We start from the raw sequence: 18897 nt of genomic DNA, 5'->3' as shown, positions 1-18897 counted from the left end.
AAAATCCTGTCCCGACTGTTTAGAAAAATGGTCAGAGTATTTTTTATCGATAAAATGATACTGGTATTAAAACTTATTTACGATTAAAAACGGATCGTTGGATAAATTCTGAAGATGTATTTTTTATGTTTTTTGAGAAAAGAATTTAATCTCAAGAGCACTGTGGAAATACTCTGAAACGGTGTGTTGTGGAAATATTATAACTTTGTTAATCAGTGATTTAAGTGGAGGTGGTTATGCGTTTTAGTACTTTGTTTTGTAGACAAAAATGAAAATAAATGATAAAAAAACACCCGTTTTTCTAGTCTAGAGAACGGGTTCTTAATAGATTGAAAATTGAATTTTTAATGTATTAATAAGAACCGTCAGCTTCAATATATCCCGCCTTTTTCATTATATAAAGCAGTTCTAATGTTTCGGCATCAAAATAAGCAAAGCAAGACATGCCTTCAAATAATGAAATAATTTCACCATTTTCATCATATTCGATTTTATCTTCTGTTTGAAAATCTACAATATAGATTTCTTTGTCGTTTCCATCTCTTAATTTTTTGAATTCTTTATTCCAGCAATTTATTCCAATATCTTTATCGTACGAAATCTTTGTTTTCTCCAGCCAGTTTTTTAGTTTTTCAATTATTTGTTCTTTTGTGGTCATAGATTATTTTATTGTTTTATGCACAATTTATGAATCATACATTGGTCAAGATTGAATTATCTTCAGAAGAATAAATAAGCTTTCTTTAGAATTTTATTCTAGAAATGAATCAAAATAGAAAAACATTTTGCACAAAAGTGTTAAATTGATCACAAATAGAATAAAAGAAAAAATCGTATAAGTTTTAGTTTTGAAAATTTTTAGAAATATGTAAAATGAATATCCGAAAAGCAGGCATGTAATTATGTATAACATTTTTAAGAAAGCGACAGTATCTCCATCAATTACAATATAACTTTCTTCATTGATTTTATACGGATCAATAATATAGCTGAAGAGAAAAAGAAAAACTCCAATAAAGAATAGAACTTTTGTTATAGTTTTCATTGTTTTATTAATGAGGAAAATTAAAAAAATGCATTGGTTTTACTTAATAAGAACCGTCAACCTCAATATATCCCGCCTTTTTCATTATATAAAGCAGTTCTAACGTTTCGGCATCAAAATAGGCAAAGCAATACATTCCTTCGAAAAAAGAAACTACTTCGCCTTTTTCATTATACTCTATATTGGTGCTTTTTGTTTTAAATGATACTATGTAAACTTCTTTTGCTATTCCATCTCTCAATTCTTTTAATTCTTTATCCCAGCAATTCAAGGGGATACGCTCATCATACGATATGACTTTTGTTTTTGTTAACCATGTTTTTAGTTTTTCAATTATTTGTTCTTCTGTTGTCATGATTTATTTTCAGCAGTAAAGGTTTAAAAATCTTCTATTAAAGGAATAAATTTATTAAAAATCCGGCTAAATAAAGAAAGGTAAAAGATTAGTCTTGAGAGATGATTAGACTGAAACTGTTCTAAATTCAGGAAGGTTAGATAAGAAAACAAATGATACTGAATTTACAGTTCGATTTTAATAATATGTAAAAGACTTAATATTTAAAGACTACTGTATAGTCCTGTTCAGTCCATTCTTTTTTAAGCATTAGTATCATAATATCCACAACATGAATCATATCATCTGTATATATAGGACCTGTCCATTCTACTTCAGTTTGTGGCCAATCTTTTATATCTTGCATTTTATTGAGCTTTTCAGGAAGTATCTTTTCTCCTTCATTTTGTATTAGTTTTTTTGCTAATTCAAAGACTTCAATGATTTTATTTTCTTTTTCGGGTAAGAATGCTAAATAATCTTCTAGTAAAAGAACCATTCTTCTTTGTAGATGTCCCTTTCTGATTTCGTCAAAGTCTTCAAAAATTTCTAAATACCAATCTGGTTTATCCTGTAGTGTAATTTGTTCAAATGCCGTTACAATAAAGGCACAAATAATTTCAAACGTAAATTCGCCAATCCAAAATCCTTTTTTTTCTTCGTAATTTATATATGTTGTGCTTGGCATACTGCGAGCTGTCATTGATTAAAAAATGATCTCAAATTGATGGCTAAAGATTTATATTTAGAGTTTGAACTATAAAAAAAGCCAATATTTGCAATATTATAAATAGTACTCGTTTTTTTTGACTTTGAAAAATGAGGATTAAGAGACTATTTCAAATCGTTTTACATTACTTTTTTTAAGTTTTTTAGGTCTTTATCGAGAATAAAAACACTAGGCATCAACATATTAAAAGAGCTATTAGTAATTAAAACGTTTTTATTCTTTTTGTATACGGAACCACAAGAACTTTCACAATCTATACGGTATAATTTACTGTCTTTTTTATCGAAAATCAAATAAGAACCGTAGACATTTGTGGTTACCAGATTCTTTTTTTCTTTGAGAATAAATGAGGGAATTTGAACATAAATGTTAAACTCACTGGATATACTTATTGGTATGATGCAATATTCTGCTTTTGTACTGGAATCTTTGTAGAGATCTAAAATTTTGTTTGATGTAAATTTATCAAATGAATCTTTTCCTAAATAAAATGAAGCTCTATTGGATTCCGAAATATTAGTTTCTGAAACTCCATTAAGAGATTTTAAGATACCGTGGAAGGAAGTTTGTGAATAGGAAGATAAAACAACGATGAAGTAAAAAAACAATAATTTCATACAATTAATTTTAAAATGAGACGATTCCGGATTTGTTAATTTTTATATTATTTAATAATATTGGAGGTTCATCTTTGCGATCAGCTTGGTAGAGTTTTCCTCCTCGTGTTGTAATAGTATTTCTATCGAAAAGATTCGCTGGGGTATAATTTGCTATACCCTTTTTATTTTTATTTAATACAAATCTTGTTGAAGTTAATTCATTACTGCCATACAAATTTACAGTGTTTCCAGTTAATGTGTGCAGATTGTTAAAAAAAATATCACTATCAGCAGTATTGCAACTTTGCAAATAGAAATTGCCTTTTGGCTTAATTTGTTTTATTATACTTACAAGCGCGTTGACATCGTCTTGATTTTTAGTATTAGTTCCGGTAATGCTGTTAGATAAATCTTTTTCTCCAATATGACTACGGTTGTTGTTATCCGCAGACATATAAGTTCCTACCGAAAGTACTTCTCCATTTTTGTTCAAATAACGTTCTGGGCCGCCGTGAGTTTCTAAAAGGATATTATCTGCTATTGTTCCTCTCAAATAGTTAATTAATTGCGTATTTGCTTCCCGAATATTAGAAGCATAAATTCCTTTCCATCCGGATTTTTCCATAGATGTGAATTCCACGATTTCTCGGTTTTGATCGCCTACTTGAGTTCCGTCATAGTCTAAGGCTATGTAGATGTTCTTATAGATAGGGATGACTTTTTTAGTTTTCTTCTTTTTCTTTTTCTTTTTGGACCACTCTTCAATAAACATATTCATTTTAGAAGTATTTTCATCATCCTCAATCTGCTGACTCCAAATGCCAAGCATAATTTGCCTAAAACGTGCCATTTCTGAAGCACTGGTATCTTTTAGTTCAATGGTATGGTTTTTAACGATCATTTTTTTAGTATTTTATGGTATGGCAAATGGGCAGATGTTACAAAATTTCGACTTTAACGGGTTTTGGCTGGATATGATCAGAGAAGGCTGTGGTAATATTGAGACGCAAATCGTCTTCTTGTTCGATTTTGGCATCGCCGCCGAGATAACAGTTTTTAAAAAGGACTTCAAGTGCTTTAAATTCATCCATTTTGGATGCTTGTAAAACGGCAGCACGAATACTCATATCGGGTTTTCTGAAATACGCAAACAGTGTAGTTTCGTCATCATCGGCAATGGTGAGTTTAACAACTTTTTTATGTTTGTATTTCCATTGGTTGAGCTGGGCCTGGGTAATATTTCCGTCCAGGACATCGGCAGTTTGGGTGTGGGTTGTTTCCATTTTGATAACTTGTTTTGGATTGAAAAAAAGCTGCCTGAGCTGCATTTCAGGATGAAAATGCTCAGGCAGCCTGTGAAGTAGATAATTACCTGCCCGAAAACGGACTCGCGAAGAGCTGTAGAAATAATTTGCGGACAGAAATCATGTTGCTTTTGAACTTCTTTTCTGCATAACGCTATAAGATTGGGTTTCTCTTTTGAGTCGGTTTTTTAGACAGGAATTATTAAGGTTAAAGAATATTGGTAATGGTTAGTTCCATTCGATATGAGAGCAGATTAAGTCAAAAGAAACCGCAATTTTAGTATCTCCCTGACTAATTCCTCTACTATTGGAGTTGAATTCACAGTTTCTTACCGTGTGAGTAATTACTTCGTTGCTGTCATCCAAATAACTTACAATGATGCTGAACGGATTAATATCCTGTAATCTTTGTCCTTTTGGTAAAGCAGCCAGAATAGCTTCTACCTCATAGTTGTATAAAGTAATAGAAGCCTTTGCTTCGTACTTTCCTCTACCTCTGTGCACAGGCATATCGCCGGCTCCGTAGTGGTTTTCTTTTGATACTGAGTCACTATAGTTGACAGCGGTAATACCGGTAACAATGTTACCTGCGATACTTACTTCAATTGATGACCAGCTGTGTTGTTGTCCGTTAATTAAGGGTAACTTATTCATATGTTTCTTGATTTTTTATTTTATAATTCTGATAACGCTCCAAGCCTATCATCGGATTCAATCACTATTTGAGACGATTGAAAGACGACAATATCCTGAGGAGATTTTATTGTTTTTGAGAGATAAGAAAAGCTTAAATTATGCTTTATCGATTCCGAAAGGATTTTTGAATCCTAAATCAACTTTAATTTTACGGGCAGTTCCAATTGGAGTAATTTCGGCTTTCACTTTTAATTCTGAAGTCGCCAAAATGTTTTGTTTTGGATCTACATACACATCAAAAGCAGATACTTCCTGATTCGCTACCATTCCCTCTAAGGCACTTCTGCATAATCCTTCGAAACTTTTTGAAACCGATTGCGGTAATTTACCATCGATATCCACTAAAACCGGTGAAGCTAATTTTGGTAGTAAAGCGGCACGCAACAAACGGGTTGCTTTGTTGATCGTACGGTTGTTTTCGATATAAGCATAGTCAGATGTACCTGTCGTGCAAGTGTGGCTGTCGTTGAAATAAATTCCGGCTAAACCTGTGTGTGTTTGGGTGAAGATGTATCTTTTTTCGTTTAAAGTTCTTAAATCTGCAAGGGATTTGATTTTTTGGTCCCCAATGAATCCTGCTTTAGAAAAACCTTCACCGGTAAGATTGAATTTTTCGATCCAGGCGATGTTCTCTGATACTTTGGCTTTCGAAATGGCGCCTAATGCTAATCCAACTGCTGCGGTATTTTTGTATGAATCTTTATAAACGAATTCAATAGCAAGACCATTTTCTCTTTTTGGTTCATGCAGGTCATTTTCTACAACATAATTACCCTCACCTTCTCCGAAAACCAATCTTTCATTAGGGGCTAAAGCGTAAGGTTTTCCGGTATCTTTTCGAACTAGTTTTTTTTCTAATGCTTTTTCAACATCCATAGCAATTACAACAGAAACATTTTCTGCCTCTAATTCGGTTAAATCATTTGCGTCATCAACGACAAATCCTTTTCCTTCCAGAATAATTTCAAAAGGCATAAAGTCTTTATAGCCAAGAGCAGTTTGAGTTTTCGCTTTTGTTACTGCAGCTTTTGTTTCCGTAAATGCTGTTTCACCACTAAAAATTACTGCAAGTTGACGAATATTGCCATTTGCCTGCTCTTGCATATTCATTGCTTTTTCAACGATAGCAGAATATGAAGGAGCTGTGGTGGCCATAATGTATAAATCTCCGGACGGATTCATTCTGAAAAATTGTTGAATTTGGTAGTAGGCCGATTGTCCGTTTACATCATAATCAGCTGTAATTCCTAATGCTTCGGCATCTTCTAATGAAGCCAGACGTTTTACTTGATCTAATGCTAATTTTTCAGTCGAAACTCCGTCAAAAAGTAATCCTGAAACCATGTCCTGCTCCGGAGTTCTTCTTCCTAATCCGCCTGATAATTTGGTAATTACTACATCGTTTAATGTACTCATAATATAAAATGTTTAAATGTTTAAAATTTGTTTTTTGCTTAAAAAAGGGCAAAAAGAGGCCTGTGACAAGTTGTTAAACTTCTCGTTTTTAGTTAATTGTTATTTTTAAAATAGTATTCGTAATCTAAGACTCAAAAAGTAGCAAAGATGCTTTTTGGAGGTCAATACAAGTAGGTTTGTTATCTTAGATTAGAAGTGAATTTGTGGTCTGCCGGCGAGTACAAATTTAAGGCTCAAAGGGTGTTTTTCCAATTTTTTGAATGGTCAAAGCCAGTAGTTTCAGTCTATTAAGCGCTGGCTTCCAAAGAAAGACCTTCATTGATAATCGTATAGATAGTACGCTCCGTTAAGAACAAAGTATCCGAAAGTTCCGAAACCACAACTTTCATTTGTTTAGCCTGATTTCTATTTAGATAATTAATAACATATTCTCTTCTTTTGTCTAATAGTGTTCTGCTTCTTTTCATTTGTGGAGTTTTAAGGGTAAGGATTAATTTTGTTTTTGGTAAGGTGCTGCTTAATGATCTGATTGGAATTAACTTTCTTAAATTGCCGACTAGATTTTAGGGAGTGGTATCTAAATCTATAGCGCCTTTAACTTGGTTCGGATTTATGGAGATGATATCAGATGTTAAATTGTATCCTAAGTCTTCCAGAGCTTCGTTACTCAATCCGTTATTAAAGAGGATGTATTTCTTTTTTAAGGTATTTTCGATCAATGTGGTTTTGTAAGTGATCTCCCAAATAAAATAATCATTTTTATTCCAATAGGTATGTTCGTTTGTACACTGTTTTTCCCTTATTTTGAATGTTGAATTGGTATCAATATGCGTATTACTGTTGTTTTTAGATAATACCGCTTTGTCTATACGCTGTGCAAGATTAAATGCATTTGCGTAACTTGTTGATGAAATAGTATCTACCGGTAATACAATATACAGGCAAAAAGATACATCGGCCTTATAGTTTTTTTCAGAGGATGTTTCCCAGTTGATGTTGTCGTATTTAAACATTACGATCGGTGTTTCGATTGATGTTTTAAAAATAGCATCACTATAAAGTTGTACTGTTGGAGCATCAGAAGTAAACTCTGATTGAATTGCGTTTTTTTTCTCGTTATAAAAATCTTTTAAAATCATATGATGGATTATTTTTTGACAAATATACAACATATGTTTTAATAAATACAACATATTACGGTTTAAAATGCAATAGTTTCAGTAATATGATTTGTGTTTTTTTACTTTGTATTCGAGCAATACGATAGGAAACAACTCTCAAATGTCTTTATATTCGGTAGTTATATGAAAAAAAGTTTAAAAAATGCGATTATTCATTTTATATTATTTAGTTTTGCAACATATAGTGGAATGTGTATAGGTGTTAAAACATATTACATATAATGAGCAAATACAACTACAACATGGAAATACATGCTAAAATAAAACGTATTATAGACGAATTGAAGTTAAACAATAACTCATTCGCAAAGTTAATAGGAGTAACCAGTACTACAATAGATAGTATCACGATTGGAAGATTGCAATCTGATGGAGAAAGAAAAAGAACAAAACCTGGTTTTGATTTACTCCAAAGTATTATTACCCATTGCAATGTAAATCCGGAGTATTTTTTTGGAGCAAGCGATGAAATTTTTGTTCAGAAAACCAATGATGCGGTTGGTTTAAATTTGCCGAAAATTATAACGGTAAATGAAGACGGAGAGGAAAACATCAATTTTGTTGGCGTTAAAGCACGTGCGGGGTACCTGGACGGTTATTCAGATCCGGAGTATATGGAAACCCTGCCTTCGTTCAGTATGCCGATGCTAAAGAACGGAACCTACAGGTGTTTTGAAATCAAAGGAAATTCGATGTCGACAACCATACACGATGGGGATTATCTTTTTGGGAAATATGTCGATAATTTTGATGACATCTTAGACGGAAGAATTTATGTGATCATCAGTAAGAATGACGGGGTAGTAGTAAAAAGGGTTTTAAACCGAATTAGGGAAAGTGGAAAATTAATCCTTAAATCGGATAACAGAGACGGAAATTACCCGATGTATTCTATTTATGCCGAAGATATTCTGGAAGTTTGGTACGCCAGTATGTATGCGTCTAAACAAATGCCCGACCCTGTTAATATCTATGAAAAAATTCATGATCTCGAAAGCAAATTCTATGAAATGGAGGAAACCTTAAGAAAAAAGCTGAATTAAACTAAAAAAGAGAAAATTTCAGATTATCTGAAATTTTCTCTTTTTTAGTTTTTCAATCATTAAGTAATTGAATTGTTATTTCTCGATCCTTACTAGGCTTGACATGAATAGTATCTTTGTCGAAAATTAAACCTACATCACCACTTAATGCTTTTGTAATATTATCCTTGTTCCAAATTCTTTTTTCTTTATCTGAAATATTTTGAGAAAAGTAATTTGTTCTAATTATGAAAGAAAAGGTATTCTCTTTTCTAATTGGAGTTTTCCATACTTCATAAAAAAAATAATTTCTATCTTCCTTTTTAATTGAATATATTATAAACTCTCTAAGTTTTTTATTTTCAAGCTTTTTAATAGTGGATAAATCATTTATCTTGATATCTAAAATAACAGTAGGTTGATTTTCATTGGAAAATTCAGTGTACTCTATATTCTCAATGCAATCAATTGGTTGTGCGGTTTTGTTTGTGTTGCACGAAAGAACCAATAAGCTTATTAAAAGTATTTTTTTCATAAAGTGATATTTTTACCAGGTACGTATTCAATAAATTCTTGATAATCGTCATGCTTTCCAAATGCTTTTTTAAAGTCATCTTTATACATGTTTGAACTTGCTGGAGTATTAAAATACATTCCAGCTTTAAATCGAAATGATACAAAAGGCCAATTTTTGTCAACTAGAGTTTGATGGGTATATGCCCTATTCTCTGAATTTATCGTTGTGTTATTCTTTAAATCTTTTATACAATCTTCAAGGTGCTTGTGTTCATGTGCGCAGATACTCATAATGTCATAGCCAGTGTCAAAATTAGATCCAAGATGAGAATAACAGATACTTATTTCACCTTCAAATTTTTTTAAATATTCTGAATAATCAGTATATCCCCCAATTCTGGTTATTGCAAATCCTGTACCTTCAAGTTGGAATCTTCTAGCTTCTGTGTATTTACTATTTCGTCTTTGAATCTCAGCTTTATCTAAATGCCTGTCTAAATCATCTGCATTTGTAATTGTTTTATATTTTAATTCATTCAAACTAAAACCGGCCTCAGTGTAATAATGATTAAAAATTTTTTCAGCGATTTTTAATTTGTTTTCCATTGACAAATCAGTAATTATAGTTCCATATTGACCACCAACTTTGATATTTACTATATTACCTCTGCCATCAAAAGATACTTGTTTGTCATAAAAACCCTTAGGAAGATTGGTTCTGGAGTAGGGATTTTTTATAAAATCTCTCCCCAAAATATAAATTTCTTTTTTGCTTCGTTTAGTTGAACCCAAATAATTTCCAGACATATCAAAAAAATCTCCTTCTACGGTATTGCTAATTTTTAAAGTAACTTGTTTAAAATTAGTATTACCATTAATTTCTTTTATCTGAAGTGTTATATCCATGTTGTATTTTGTTTTGATGATTCGATTTTTATAATTTCTCTCAACTCTGCAAAACCATTTTCATTGACTATCCCGCTTAAACTAATTTCTCTACTCCCTTGATTTATATCTTTGCCCTCTTTTTCATCTACAATTATAGTGATTCTTTCTCCAGCTTCATAGTTAATAGTTTTAACTAGAAGACCTACTTTTTCATCATAGGAAGCATTTTTTATATTATTTTTTAAATCTCCGGTCATCCAGGAAGCACTGACAATTTGTCTTAGTTTTATAACTTCCGGTGCTGAATAATTATCAAATATAACAATTTTCGATTCAGTTTGTTGCGAACTTGTAATACTAATCTCTCCTCCAACGTTGCATGCTAAGGTTGAGGTTTTTACAAGAGCTTTTTTATCTCCTTCAAATACATTATTTGCAGGATTTTCCCATTTAGTTAGAAAAACAGGACTGCAGTTTTTTTGATTTATTGCACATATTCCGGAAAGAGGAATTTTGAAAGTTAGGTCACTATCGGTAGCCATTAACTTTTCCTGAATAAAAATGTTGTTTTGAGATTTTACGTCCAAAACGCCCCCTGTAGCACCTTGATCACAGATACACAAGGCACCATTACATACATATTGGGTAGCCATAATTTAATTAATTTTTACTTTTTCTCCGCTTATAATAGTATCTCCCGTGGCATTAATATTGATTTTTTCAGTCGATTTAATATTTATGTTTTTTGCTTCGATGTTAATATCTCCTTCGCTTTTTAAAGTAATGGCTGTTTTTCCTTTCAGTTCAATTAAATTTTTATCGTTTTTTCTTAATTGGATACTGTCATTTTCGCTATTTAATTCAAAAACTAATTTTTCAGCTTCTTGATCGTTAAATAAAAGACCGGAAATTTTATGCTGATCTATTGTTATCGTGCTTTGCTTTTTCCCCTCTTGATTATTTAATTTTAAAGAGGCCTCATTCTTTTTTAAAGTTAATGCCAGACATTCTTTTACCTGTTTGTCTTTAATCGCATTAAAAGTTGTTATGAGGCTATCAGATGTAAAATGTGTAATTGCTAGTGGTTTTTCATCGTCATCAAAGTAGCTTACTTTAAAGTTTCTATCTTTGTTAAATTCGATTTTAGCTACATCAATGATTTTTGTTTCGTTAGTTTCCGTTATCAAATCAGTTTTTACATAACGAATTTGTAGTAGCTCGCCATCACTGCTGTAATCAAAAAGTAATTTTGGTTCATTTGTTCCTTGTATTCTTCCCATTAATCTATCGACTTCTGAATATTGCGAGATAAAAGCTCGGGTTTCAACTCCGTCTATAATAGTAGCCAGAACCCAGCTGTCTTTTTTAGGAATGGTGATAATTCCCTGTTCCAAATCCTGAATAGAAGCTTTTAACCTTACATTTTTAAGAATGGCGCCATCGGCACGCATAATGTTTACAGTATAAGCGTCTTCAGGATTGTGAAATGATTCTATTTCATTATTTATTTCGATAACTTTTGCCGCAAAAGTTTCAATAATCTGATTCTTACCGGCAACATCTTTTATTAAATCGGTTATATTTCCCATGATATATTTTTATTAAACTTCTACTCTTCTTCCAATGTAAATTCTTTGTCGATAACCGTTTTCACCATAAGTTCGTACGACTTTTTCAACCTGAAAGGCTCCATTTTTTTCTTTGTCCTTAGCGTTTTCCAGAATTACTTTATCTGTTGGTCGAACAAACGGCTCTCCAAAAGTGAGAAAGGAACCTTCAAATCCGCTGGGCTTAGATTCCATTGCTCGTAATGCGGCATATTGATACAGTTCTGAAGTTACTTTTGTTGTTGTATTTTTGAAATTCACGGCGTCTTTAGGTAAATCCTCACTATCGCTGTGCAATACGTGGGTTTTTACTAATTGTCCGTTCGGATCACCTAATTCAATGTAAATTGGAGTGTTTGAATTTTTGAAGTACTTTTCTACTCGTGTACGGGTATTTTTTGTTGATTCCTTTACAACCACCAGTTTATCTTCGATGATGTTGTAGCGAAATCTGAAACGTGCTTTCCCTAAAAAGTTCCCGGAAGCGGCTTGAATCGTTTTGTTTAGTTGTGAACTCAAAAGCTGAAGTCCCTGATTGATTAGTTTTTTTACAATTGCCCCGGCCAAAGGACTTTGAATAAAATTACGATCGATAAAACTACTTAATTCTCCGGTTGTATGTTTTTGCGGGTTATTGGTAATTGTAAGTACAGGTTGGGCTTCTTCCATTTTAAAGTAGGTGTAGATTCCTTTATCTTTCAGCATTTCGAAAACTTGAGCCAATGTTTGTCCTCTGTTAATCATTAGATTTCCTAAATTTTCGTCAAGAGCATCTATCTTCAATGGAAGATTTAGCGGTTTGATTCTTTTTTCAAGAAACGTTTTTGGATTAAAGTTTTCGACATTGGTGGTTGGATTAGTGGCTACAACATTCAAAGCGTCATTTTTGTCCTGAGCATCGGTATTATCTACTGCTTTTATTTTTTTGAAGGCATACATTAAGTCCTCACAGGTTATCGTAGCATTGGTATCGGATTGTACTCCTGTAATATAACCCCTAAAAGCCGGTTTGTAATCTCCGTCGTATCCTAAAAATATTTCTATGAAGTTTTCAACTTTAAAAAAATCATGAATTGTTTTTTGTTTACCGCTTGCATTTGCAAATAAGTTCTGATCAAAGCCTTTGGTATCGGTATATACTTTTTGAGGCATAACAATCGTGGCGGTGTCGGTTAACGATTTATAGGAGCTATTGATTTCTATGTTTTTGACATAGGTAAATTCATAAAATTTCGGACTGGGGATGAGCCTCACCGTTTCATAAACTTTAATTTTGGCATTTAGTTTAAGCATTGTCTCTGATTATTAGTTCTACAGTTTCGTCTGATGTGGCGCTGGCCGTGAATTTTTGAATGTTTTTTGTTCCGGAAATAGAAGGAATAGAGTAGGAGTCTATAACCAGTTCGTAAATACCAAATCGGTTCAGAATGGCATGAGTTGCCCTCAAAGCATAGGGAGCATTTAGAAATTGTTTCAATAAGAAAAGTTTCTCTTTTGGATATTCATCTCCACTTTCGTTGGCAATTAGTCCTTCAATCGAAATACTAAAATCACCATTTGTAATATGTTCTTTAATGGTTGAATCTCTGCCTTCTATTCCTTCTTTTCTAATAACTTTTGAGCGATTTAAATTAACTGTTACCGCATCTATACGCAAACTAGGCAGATTGAGATCATTCTTTACCAGAGGTTCAAAAATTAGGGGAGCAAAGACTCTGAGATTAAATTCGCCTCCGGTTTTATCGATAATAAAATCTTTCGATTCAGATTCGTTATAGTTAATACCCGTATATTCAGTATCTTTTGAGTCTAAGATTTCGTTTACATTAAAATTGAATTTCATTATTTTTTTAGTTTTTAGTTGGAGAATGTTTTAGCGAAGGCTGTAATAAAGGTGTTTTCGAGTCTTGTTTCGTTGTGTTTCTGCAGCCAGAGTGCTTCTTCGATTAATTTATAAAATTCATCCATAGGTAATTGATAAGGATCTACCTGAAAAGCTTGGCGGATAAGTGCTGCGGATTTCTTAAACTCGTCTTTTTGAGGTGTTGCATTGATGGTAAATTCACTATCCGACCGAATCATTGAGATGATTGAATTTCCTGCAGAAAGCATGAATTCATCCTCATAATTTTCTTTTTCAAGTACACATTCTTTGAACAGAAACAAAATCGCATCATGCGGATCATCATTGTATCGTTTTTGATAAGTAAGAAATGTTGTGAGAGATGGTTTTTTGCAATATGCTGTTATAGATTGATCATCAGAGGTAAGTTTTAATACATTACCATATTTTTCTTTTAGTTTTTCGATTGCTGTTTCGTCTAACATTTTTTTGATTTTAAGAATTTTGATGTTTTAAATAGAACTGTCTGTACTTTCTCTTTTCAGGATTTCGGTAAGACTTTCAGTGGTTTGTGGCGGATTTAAAGGAGTAATGTTAAAATTTCCAATAATAATGTTGCCTTCGGGTTGCTGCCCGAAAGGGTTTTTAAAATTACTCATGTCTGGTGCCGAAGGTATTTCTCCTAAATCTCTGGATGTAGAATTCATGATTGATTTGATGTTTAAAGGTTGGTATTGCTGTTTAAGATATTCTCAATAGATGAGGTAGTTACTTTCAGGATATTCCCGTAAGTAAGTGGTGTTTTTATATTGATTTTGAGAGTGCTAACCGATTTTATTAGCAGATGTAAAAATAAGGCATTGGGAGTCGGAAAACGAAAAATCTGCTCCTCGTTTTCAGTAGTTTCAGTAGATAGCTGTTTTCTTTAAATGTAGATGTTTAGTAAATTGAGGTAGTTTAAAAAGTAGGGCGGAATGAAAAGAGTTAAGCCTAAAAGAGATTTTTTATTCTTTTAGGCTTAACATTATTATTCGAATGTAATTCGAGATAAACAAAGATGATTATATTTTAAGATTTTTTTTTTTCTTCTCCTATAATAGAGGAGAAGCGTAAGTTTTAATGCTTAAAGTGTCTGAAGCATCTCGCTCCTCATAAAATAATTTATGATTAAATTTATTCATCTGGATTTTCATTTCATCTAAATCTACTGAATTGATGTAAACATCTCTTCCTGATGCAGAGGTGGAAATATAATTTACACTGCTTGTGATGCCATTAAATATAGTATTGCCTAGTTTAGACCTATTGAAAATGGACATTGAAAATATTAAACAGTTGTTGAATATTAATTTACTATAATTGGTATATATTGGTGAAGCTTCATTACGTAAGTTATTATAGAAATATAAAGTACTGTTTTCAATTATTGAGTTGTTAAAATTATAAGATGGTAATGCCCCACCCAGAAGGACCTTGTTTAAGGACGAACTTTGTATGTTTTCGATTTTGATCCATCTAACAGAAGGTTTGCTCCCACTACTGTAATTGTTAAGATTAACACCGATTACGGAATTACTGATTTGAGAAAAAGATGATGCATCTATTGATAGTTGAGATAATGATTTCAAGTTATTAATTACAATTTTTGAATTAATATTATAAAGGGTATCTAAAAATAAGCTGTTGGATATCTGGCTAGAATTTCCGGTAATTACTACTGAGCATACAAATGTTGTATTTGATAATGTTTCGGCATCTACATTCGTGTCAAAATTAAGTTCTCCTAAATTATACTGAATTACTGTATTCTCAAATAACCCGGAAACTTTCATCATTTTGACATTAACAGGCTGATGATTCTGATCTAATTTGAAAATCGTAAAATCTTTAGCGTGAATGTTTGAGCTAACTTCCATTGTAAAATCAACAATCTTTGTATCGGCATCGATTGTTAAAGATTTATAGTCTAAATCGTAGGCGACATAGAATCTTTCGGGTGTTGCGGTAGTTGATTTAGTTGCTGTAAATTGATAAACACCTGCAAATCCTGTTAAAGAAGTTACCGGTTGATCTTGGTTCAGTGTTTTTAAAATAGAATCAGCCGAAATTTTCCATCTGCGATAGCGCTGTACCCTCCAGTCAATTTTAAGATCAATATTGAGAGCCTTGTTGTATCTTCTTAAAATTGTTCCTTTTTTAGCGACACTTCCTTCTATAGGTAGTTTATACTCAATAATATCGTCAGGATAGGTTACTGATTTTCCCTCTAATTCGAACTCTTTTGTTGATTTTGCTTTTAAAATAATTGATTCTAACGGAACGTTAAGATTTTCATCTGCTGACATATCCATGTATGCCGTGCCATTGTGAACTTCAGTATTTAATACTCCTCCCGGGCGTATTACGGGATTCCCATTAACGTCATTTACCGTTAAATTGTCAGCAATTCCATTGGAGTATTTTGGCATCGAATATTCAAATTCTAATCCTATGATGGATTGCATTCCATTGGCAAAACGAAAATAATAGCCTTGTGAGGCAACGGTAGTCACGGTTGTTGTTGAACCAACAAGTAATGGCCCTGTGTAGTCATTGGGAAGTTTAGTGATAACAACCGTTTTACCTACAGTTAAATTTAGGTCATAACCAACATCGAGAGCAGCATACTTTGCGGGAAAAGAATTTATTCGTCTTTTAAATAGTGTTGGTGCAGAGTTTGATCCATTAATGGTATAAATGGTTTGAAAATCATTGATCAAATAATAATTGCCCGGGATCAACGAATTGGATTCTACCAGATTTAATATTTTTTCTGTATTTACATTATTTTCACTCCTTATAAGATTATTTACAAAATCATAAACTGCTTTTGAAGACGGGTAATCAGTATCGGTTGATAATGAGGAAAGTGCCATATTTTTATTAGCAATGTTTTCTTTTGATGCAAATAAAGTTTCATGAGCAGTTTTATCCGTTTTATGATCTTCAAATTGAGTTCTTTCAGTTTTATTATTTAAAGTTTGTGCCAGATTCTCAATAGAACTCTGCGGAATCTGTTCGTCTTTATGCCAAAAGCTTTGCCAGGTATCCGAAAATTGTTTTTGAGTGGGTTTTTTGCCGGTTTTGAACCAGCTTAGAATGGTGTTGATATTTGTTGGCATGATATATTTGAATTAATTATATGCAATTTTACCCGAAGCGGTAGATATGCAGAGTGATAAAAAAGTGTCTAAGATATTTTTGTCTTATTTAGGGGATACTAATGTTTGTTATAGTATTTGTTATAGTTTGAAGTTGCCAGCAAGCTTAAATCTTCAGGGATAAATCTGTCGTTTCCTAATAAGTCTGGGCCTATAACGTGGCTTAATTCTAAAACTTTATTTGCTGATGCCATGATAAAATATATATTTCCATTCGGAGCCAGCTTGCTTGAAGAGTATTTTCCCTGTTGCATCATAGATTTTCCTATAAGATCAGTTAGTCCTGTAGAGGGATTTAGTCTAAGTATTCTGTTTTCTCCTGAAAAAGGGAAATAAATTAATCCATTAGGAGCCAGAGTAGGAGAAGAAAACTTATTTAGATTTGTTTGACCAAAATCCTGTCCTATATGAGTTGTTGTTCCTGTTGTTGGATCAAATTCTAGTATCCTTGACTGCCTTCTCGGAGAAAAGTAAATTTTACCATTTAGAGCCAAAGTCCCCCCATCATATTTGAATATTGTTGGAGGTAAAGTTTCTCCAACAAAATTGGATGTTTTTGTTATGGGATTAAATTCTAAAATTCTATTAGCCCTTGCAGGTATCATATAAATATTATCGTTTTTCGCTAGAACACAACCTGAATAGTTTTCATATGAAGTTATATTTGCATTGATAAGTATTGTTGTCCCTTTCTCAGGATCTATTTCAAGTATTTCTCCAGAATTATAAGGGGCATAGTAAATTTTACCATTTGAAGCTAAAACTCCTCCATACCATTTATAGCCACCGCCAAAAACAGTTCCAATAAGATGAGAAGTTTTTGTTACAGGATCAAATTCGATAACTTGATACCCTAATAGCGGAGCATAGTAAATCTTGCCATTTGGTGCTAAAACCCCACCAAGCCATCCCTCTGCTACATTATAAACACTTCCTACATAATTTGTCTCATAAGAATTCGGGTTAAACTCTAAAATCCTAGAAGATAAATAGGGAGCAAAATAGATATTGCCATTTGGAGCTAAACACCCTCCTGCAAATTTAGCACTCCCCTGAAAAGGACTTCCGACTAATTTGGTAGGAAACCTTGTTTTTCCGAAATTAAATGTATTTAAACTCATTATAAACCAATTATTATACTGTTTGTATTGCCTCTCCTTAGAAAATTAAAATAAGTTTTCTCTGTAATAACCCCTGGATCATCAAATAAAAATGTGAATGGTGAAGTTATTGACCAGGTTACATTTACCTGACCTATAGTAATGGCATTAAAATAAAAATTTGTTGGTAATGTTGCTGGTATTGTTATGGTACAGCTAGAGGTGAATATAATTGTTTGCTTGTTCCACGAATTAGGGATGCTCATATGTGTACCTACCTCAATTTGAGAATCAATTACTATATTTTCCTGAATAGCTTTGGATACTGCTGCTGAGCTGGGAATAGAATTTTCCGAAGGGACTAAAGTATTTCGGTCATATTTAACTGCATTTAAATTACCGCTATCAGCATCTGATATATAAGTGTGTTCATAAGCAGCCTTCTCTATGCTTAACATGCTTTGTGTTCCATCAGTTTCTTTTATGTAAAACTGGGTGTTTTCTGTTTTTTCAGACTGTTTCTCTAAGAATGTACGATTTAAATTTATATTACCCTTTGTATCTGCGAATTGACCATTAAATGAGATAGGTATGGTGTAAGTACTATAACTAGAGGTAGGTTTAGGAAATTTTAGTTCTAGTTCAGTATTATTATTTTCGGGCCATTCAGCATCGCCCTGTAGAAAATATTTTATACTTGAATCTGAATAAGTTGCTCTAGCAGATCTTCCTTCATTACCAGATGATTTGTCTTTAAAGTATTGAAAACCTCTGTCTGGATAGATAAAACAGTAGGCTGTAAATGGATTATCAGTGTAAGTTATTCCATTTGTAGGATAACCAGAATTAATAATATAGGGATCATTTATATCACCGTATCCATTAATGGTTATGCCGTTACCCGCTTTAATATGGGTAGGTTTAATTTCTGCAAGTAATTCGTCAATCCCTTCAACATCTTTTACAGGAACTTTTTCGTCTTTATGACGAAAAGAATCCCAGGTGTCCCAGAATTGTGTTTGTGTTGGTTTAAAGCCGGTTTTAAACCAGTTTTTAATCGTATTTAACGCTTGTATAGCCATGTTTGTTTTCTTTTTTAATGATGTAAGTAAGACTGATTTAAGAAGTTTTTCAAGCTTTTCTTATCCGGTATTTTAGGTCTTTTTTCCATGTTTTTAATGATGTTAAATAGGAGTGAGTAGTAAATTTTAAAATTTCAAATCCCTATACAAAATAGGATTATTTAATTTTTTTGAGGGTGTAAAAGTAGAACAGAAGAATACTAAAAGAAGAAAAAATAACCTTCTCTATTCAGTAGTTTCAGTAGAATGGAAACTTACTGAAACTACTGAATACAAACGTCTTGAAGTTTTAAAATGATAAACTAGGAGACTACTTTTACACTCTGAAAAATAG

The 18897-nt window shown here is 32.5% G+C and carries 22 protein-coding genes; 1 reads left to right on the top strand and 21 read right to left on the bottom strand.

Features of this window, described 5'->3' with window-relative positions; genetic code table 11:
• Positions 1-352: 352 nt before the first annotated feature.
• The 10 genes from BHE19_RS12105 to BHE19_RS12055 all read right to left on the bottom strand — a co-directional run bounded on the left by BHE19_RS12105 (position 353) and on the right by BHE19_RS12055 (position 7263).
• Positions 353-658, bottom strand: coding sequence for a hypothetical protein (locus BHE19_RS12105; protein ID WP_070907333.1), 306 nt, complete (start codon positions 656-658; stop codon positions 353-355).
• Positions 659-1088: 430 nt separating this feature from the next.
• Positions 1089-1400 carry a hypothetical protein gene (locus BHE19_RS12095; RefSeq protein WP_017498022.1) on the bottom strand — a complete coding sequence of 104 codons (312 nt, stop codon included), beginning with the start codon at positions 1398-1400 and terminating at the stop codon, positions 1089-1091.
• A gap of 196 nt (positions 1401-1596) precedes the next feature.
• Positions 1597-2082, bottom strand: a complete 486-nt coding sequence (locus tag BHE19_RS12090) for a hypothetical protein (RefSeq protein WP_070907331.1) — start codon at positions 2080-2082, stop codon at positions 1597-1599.
• A 146-nt stretch (positions 2083-2228) separates the two neighbouring features.
• A complete protein-coding gene (locus BHE19_RS12085; RefSeq protein WP_070907330.1) occupies positions 2229-2726 on the bottom strand; it encodes a hypothetical protein in 498 nt (165 codons plus the stop codon).
• Between the two features lie 10 nt (positions 2727-2736).
• Positions 2737-3609 (bottom strand): hypothetical protein, encoded by an 873-nt coding sequence (locus BHE19_RS12080; RefSeq protein ID WP_070907329.1) that lies wholly within the window; start codon positions 3607-3609, stop codon positions 2737-2739.
• 37 nt (positions 3610-3646) lie between these two features.
• Positions 3647-3991, bottom strand: coding sequence for a hypothetical protein (locus tag BHE19_RS12075; RefSeq protein WP_070907550.1), 345 nt, complete (start codon positions 3989-3991; stop codon positions 3647-3649).
• A 249-nt stretch (positions 3992-4240) separates the two neighbouring features.
• On the bottom strand, positions 4241-4666 hold the full coding sequence (locus BHE19_RS12070; protein ID WP_008461938.1) for a hypothetical protein: 426 nt from the start codon (positions 4664-4666) through the stop codon (positions 4241-4243).
• 138 nt (positions 4667-4804) lie between these two features.
• A complete protein-coding gene (locus BHE19_RS12065; protein ID WP_070907328.1) occupies positions 4805-6124 on the bottom strand; it encodes a DUF2586 domain-containing protein in 1320 nt (439 codons plus the stop codon).
• A gap of 287 nt (positions 6125-6411) precedes the next feature.
• Entirely contained in the window at positions 6412-6591 is a 180-nt protein-coding gene (locus tag BHE19_RS12060) for a hypothetical protein (protein WP_017498028.1), read from the bottom strand.
• 96 nt (positions 6592-6687) lie between these two features.
• Positions 6688-7263, bottom strand: a complete 576-nt coding sequence (locus tag BHE19_RS12055; protein ID WP_017498029.1) for a hypothetical protein — start codon at positions 7261-7263, stop codon at positions 6688-6690.
• Between the two features lie 263 nt (positions 7264-7526).
• Here BHE19_RS12055 and BHE19_RS12050 point away from each other — a divergent pair, with 263 nt between their 5' ends.
• Positions 7527-8348 (top strand): XRE family transcriptional regulator, encoded by an 822-nt coding sequence (locus BHE19_RS12050; RefSeq protein ID WP_233430780.1) that lies wholly within the window; start codon positions 7527-7529, stop codon positions 8346-8348.
• A 52-nt stretch (positions 8349-8400) separates the two neighbouring features.
• On the opposite strand, the gene BHE19_RS12045 is transcribed toward BHE19_RS12050, so the two are convergent.
• From BHE19_RS12045 to BHE19_RS11995, 11 genes are all read right to left on the bottom strand, one after another.
• Positions 8401-8862 (bottom strand): hypothetical protein, encoded by a 462-nt coding sequence (locus BHE19_RS12045; RefSeq protein ID WP_070907326.1) that lies wholly within the window; start codon positions 8860-8862, stop codon positions 8401-8403.
• Entirely contained in the window at positions 8859-9749 is an 891-nt protein-coding gene (locus tag BHE19_RS12040) for a hypothetical protein (protein ID WP_070907325.1), read from the bottom strand. The genes BHE19_RS12045 and BHE19_RS12040 overlap by 4 nt, the downstream gene beginning before the upstream one ends.
• The gene (locus BHE19_RS12035; protein ID WP_070907324.1) at positions 9740-10384 is read right to left on the bottom strand and encodes a DUF4280 domain-containing protein; all 645 of its coding nucleotides are present in this window, start codon (positions 10382-10384) and stop codon (positions 9740-9742) included. The genes BHE19_RS12040 and BHE19_RS12035 overlap by 10 nt, the downstream gene beginning before the upstream one ends.
• A gap of 3 nt (positions 10385-10387) precedes the next feature.
• Positions 10388-11320 carry a hypothetical protein gene (locus BHE19_RS22895; protein WP_070907323.1) on the bottom strand — a complete coding sequence of 311 codons (933 nt, stop codon included), beginning with the start codon at positions 11318-11320 and terminating at the stop codon, positions 10388-10390.
• Positions 11321-11332: 12 nt separating this feature from the next.
• Positions 11333-12631 (bottom strand): hypothetical protein, encoded by a 1299-nt coding sequence (locus tag BHE19_RS12025; RefSeq protein WP_070907322.1) that lies wholly within the window; start codon positions 12629-12631, stop codon positions 11333-11335.
• Positions 12624-13181: a DUF6046 domain-containing protein gene (locus BHE19_RS12020; protein ID WP_070907321.1), complete on the bottom strand. Its 558-nt coding sequence runs from the start codon at positions 13179-13181 to the stop codon at positions 12624-12626. The genes BHE19_RS12025 and BHE19_RS12020 overlap by 8 nt, the downstream gene beginning before the upstream one ends.
• 14 nt (positions 13182-13195) lie before the next feature.
• Positions 13196-13666, bottom strand: a complete 471-nt coding sequence (locus tag BHE19_RS12015) for a hypothetical protein (protein WP_070907320.1) — start codon at positions 13664-13666, stop codon at positions 13196-13198.
• A 27-nt stretch (positions 13667-13693) separates the two neighbouring features.
• The gene (locus BHE19_RS12010; protein WP_070907319.1) at positions 13694-13888 is read right to left on the bottom strand and encodes a hypothetical protein; all 195 of its coding nucleotides are present in this window, start codon (positions 13886-13888) and stop codon (positions 13694-13696) included.
• 384 nt (positions 13889-14272) lie between these two features.
• Positions 14273-16342, bottom strand: coding sequence for a hypothetical protein (locus BHE19_RS12005; RefSeq protein ID WP_070907318.1), 2070 nt, complete (start codon positions 16340-16342; stop codon positions 14273-14275).
• A gap of 98 nt (positions 16343-16440) precedes the next feature.
• Complete coding sequence (locus BHE19_RS12000) at positions 16441-17502, bottom strand: NHL repeat-containing protein (protein ID WP_070907317.1); 1062 nt, start codon at positions 17500-17502, stop codon at positions 16441-16443.
• Complete coding sequence (locus tag BHE19_RS11995) at positions 17502-18563, bottom strand: hypothetical protein (RefSeq protein WP_070907316.1); 1062 nt, start codon at positions 18561-18563, stop codon at positions 17502-17504. Before BHE19_RS11995 ends, BHE19_RS12000 begins: the two co-directional genes overlap by 1 nt.
• Positions 18564-18897 lie beyond the last annotated feature (334 nt).

This window comes from Flavobacterium tructae (assembly GCF_001853485.1).
Classification (GTDB): domain Bacteria; phylum Bacteroidota; class Bacteroidia; order Flavobacteriales; family Flavobacteriaceae; genus Flavobacterium; species Flavobacterium tructae.
Note: the sequence above shows the minus strand (reverse complement) of the source record. Positions and strands in the feature narration are given on the sequence as shown.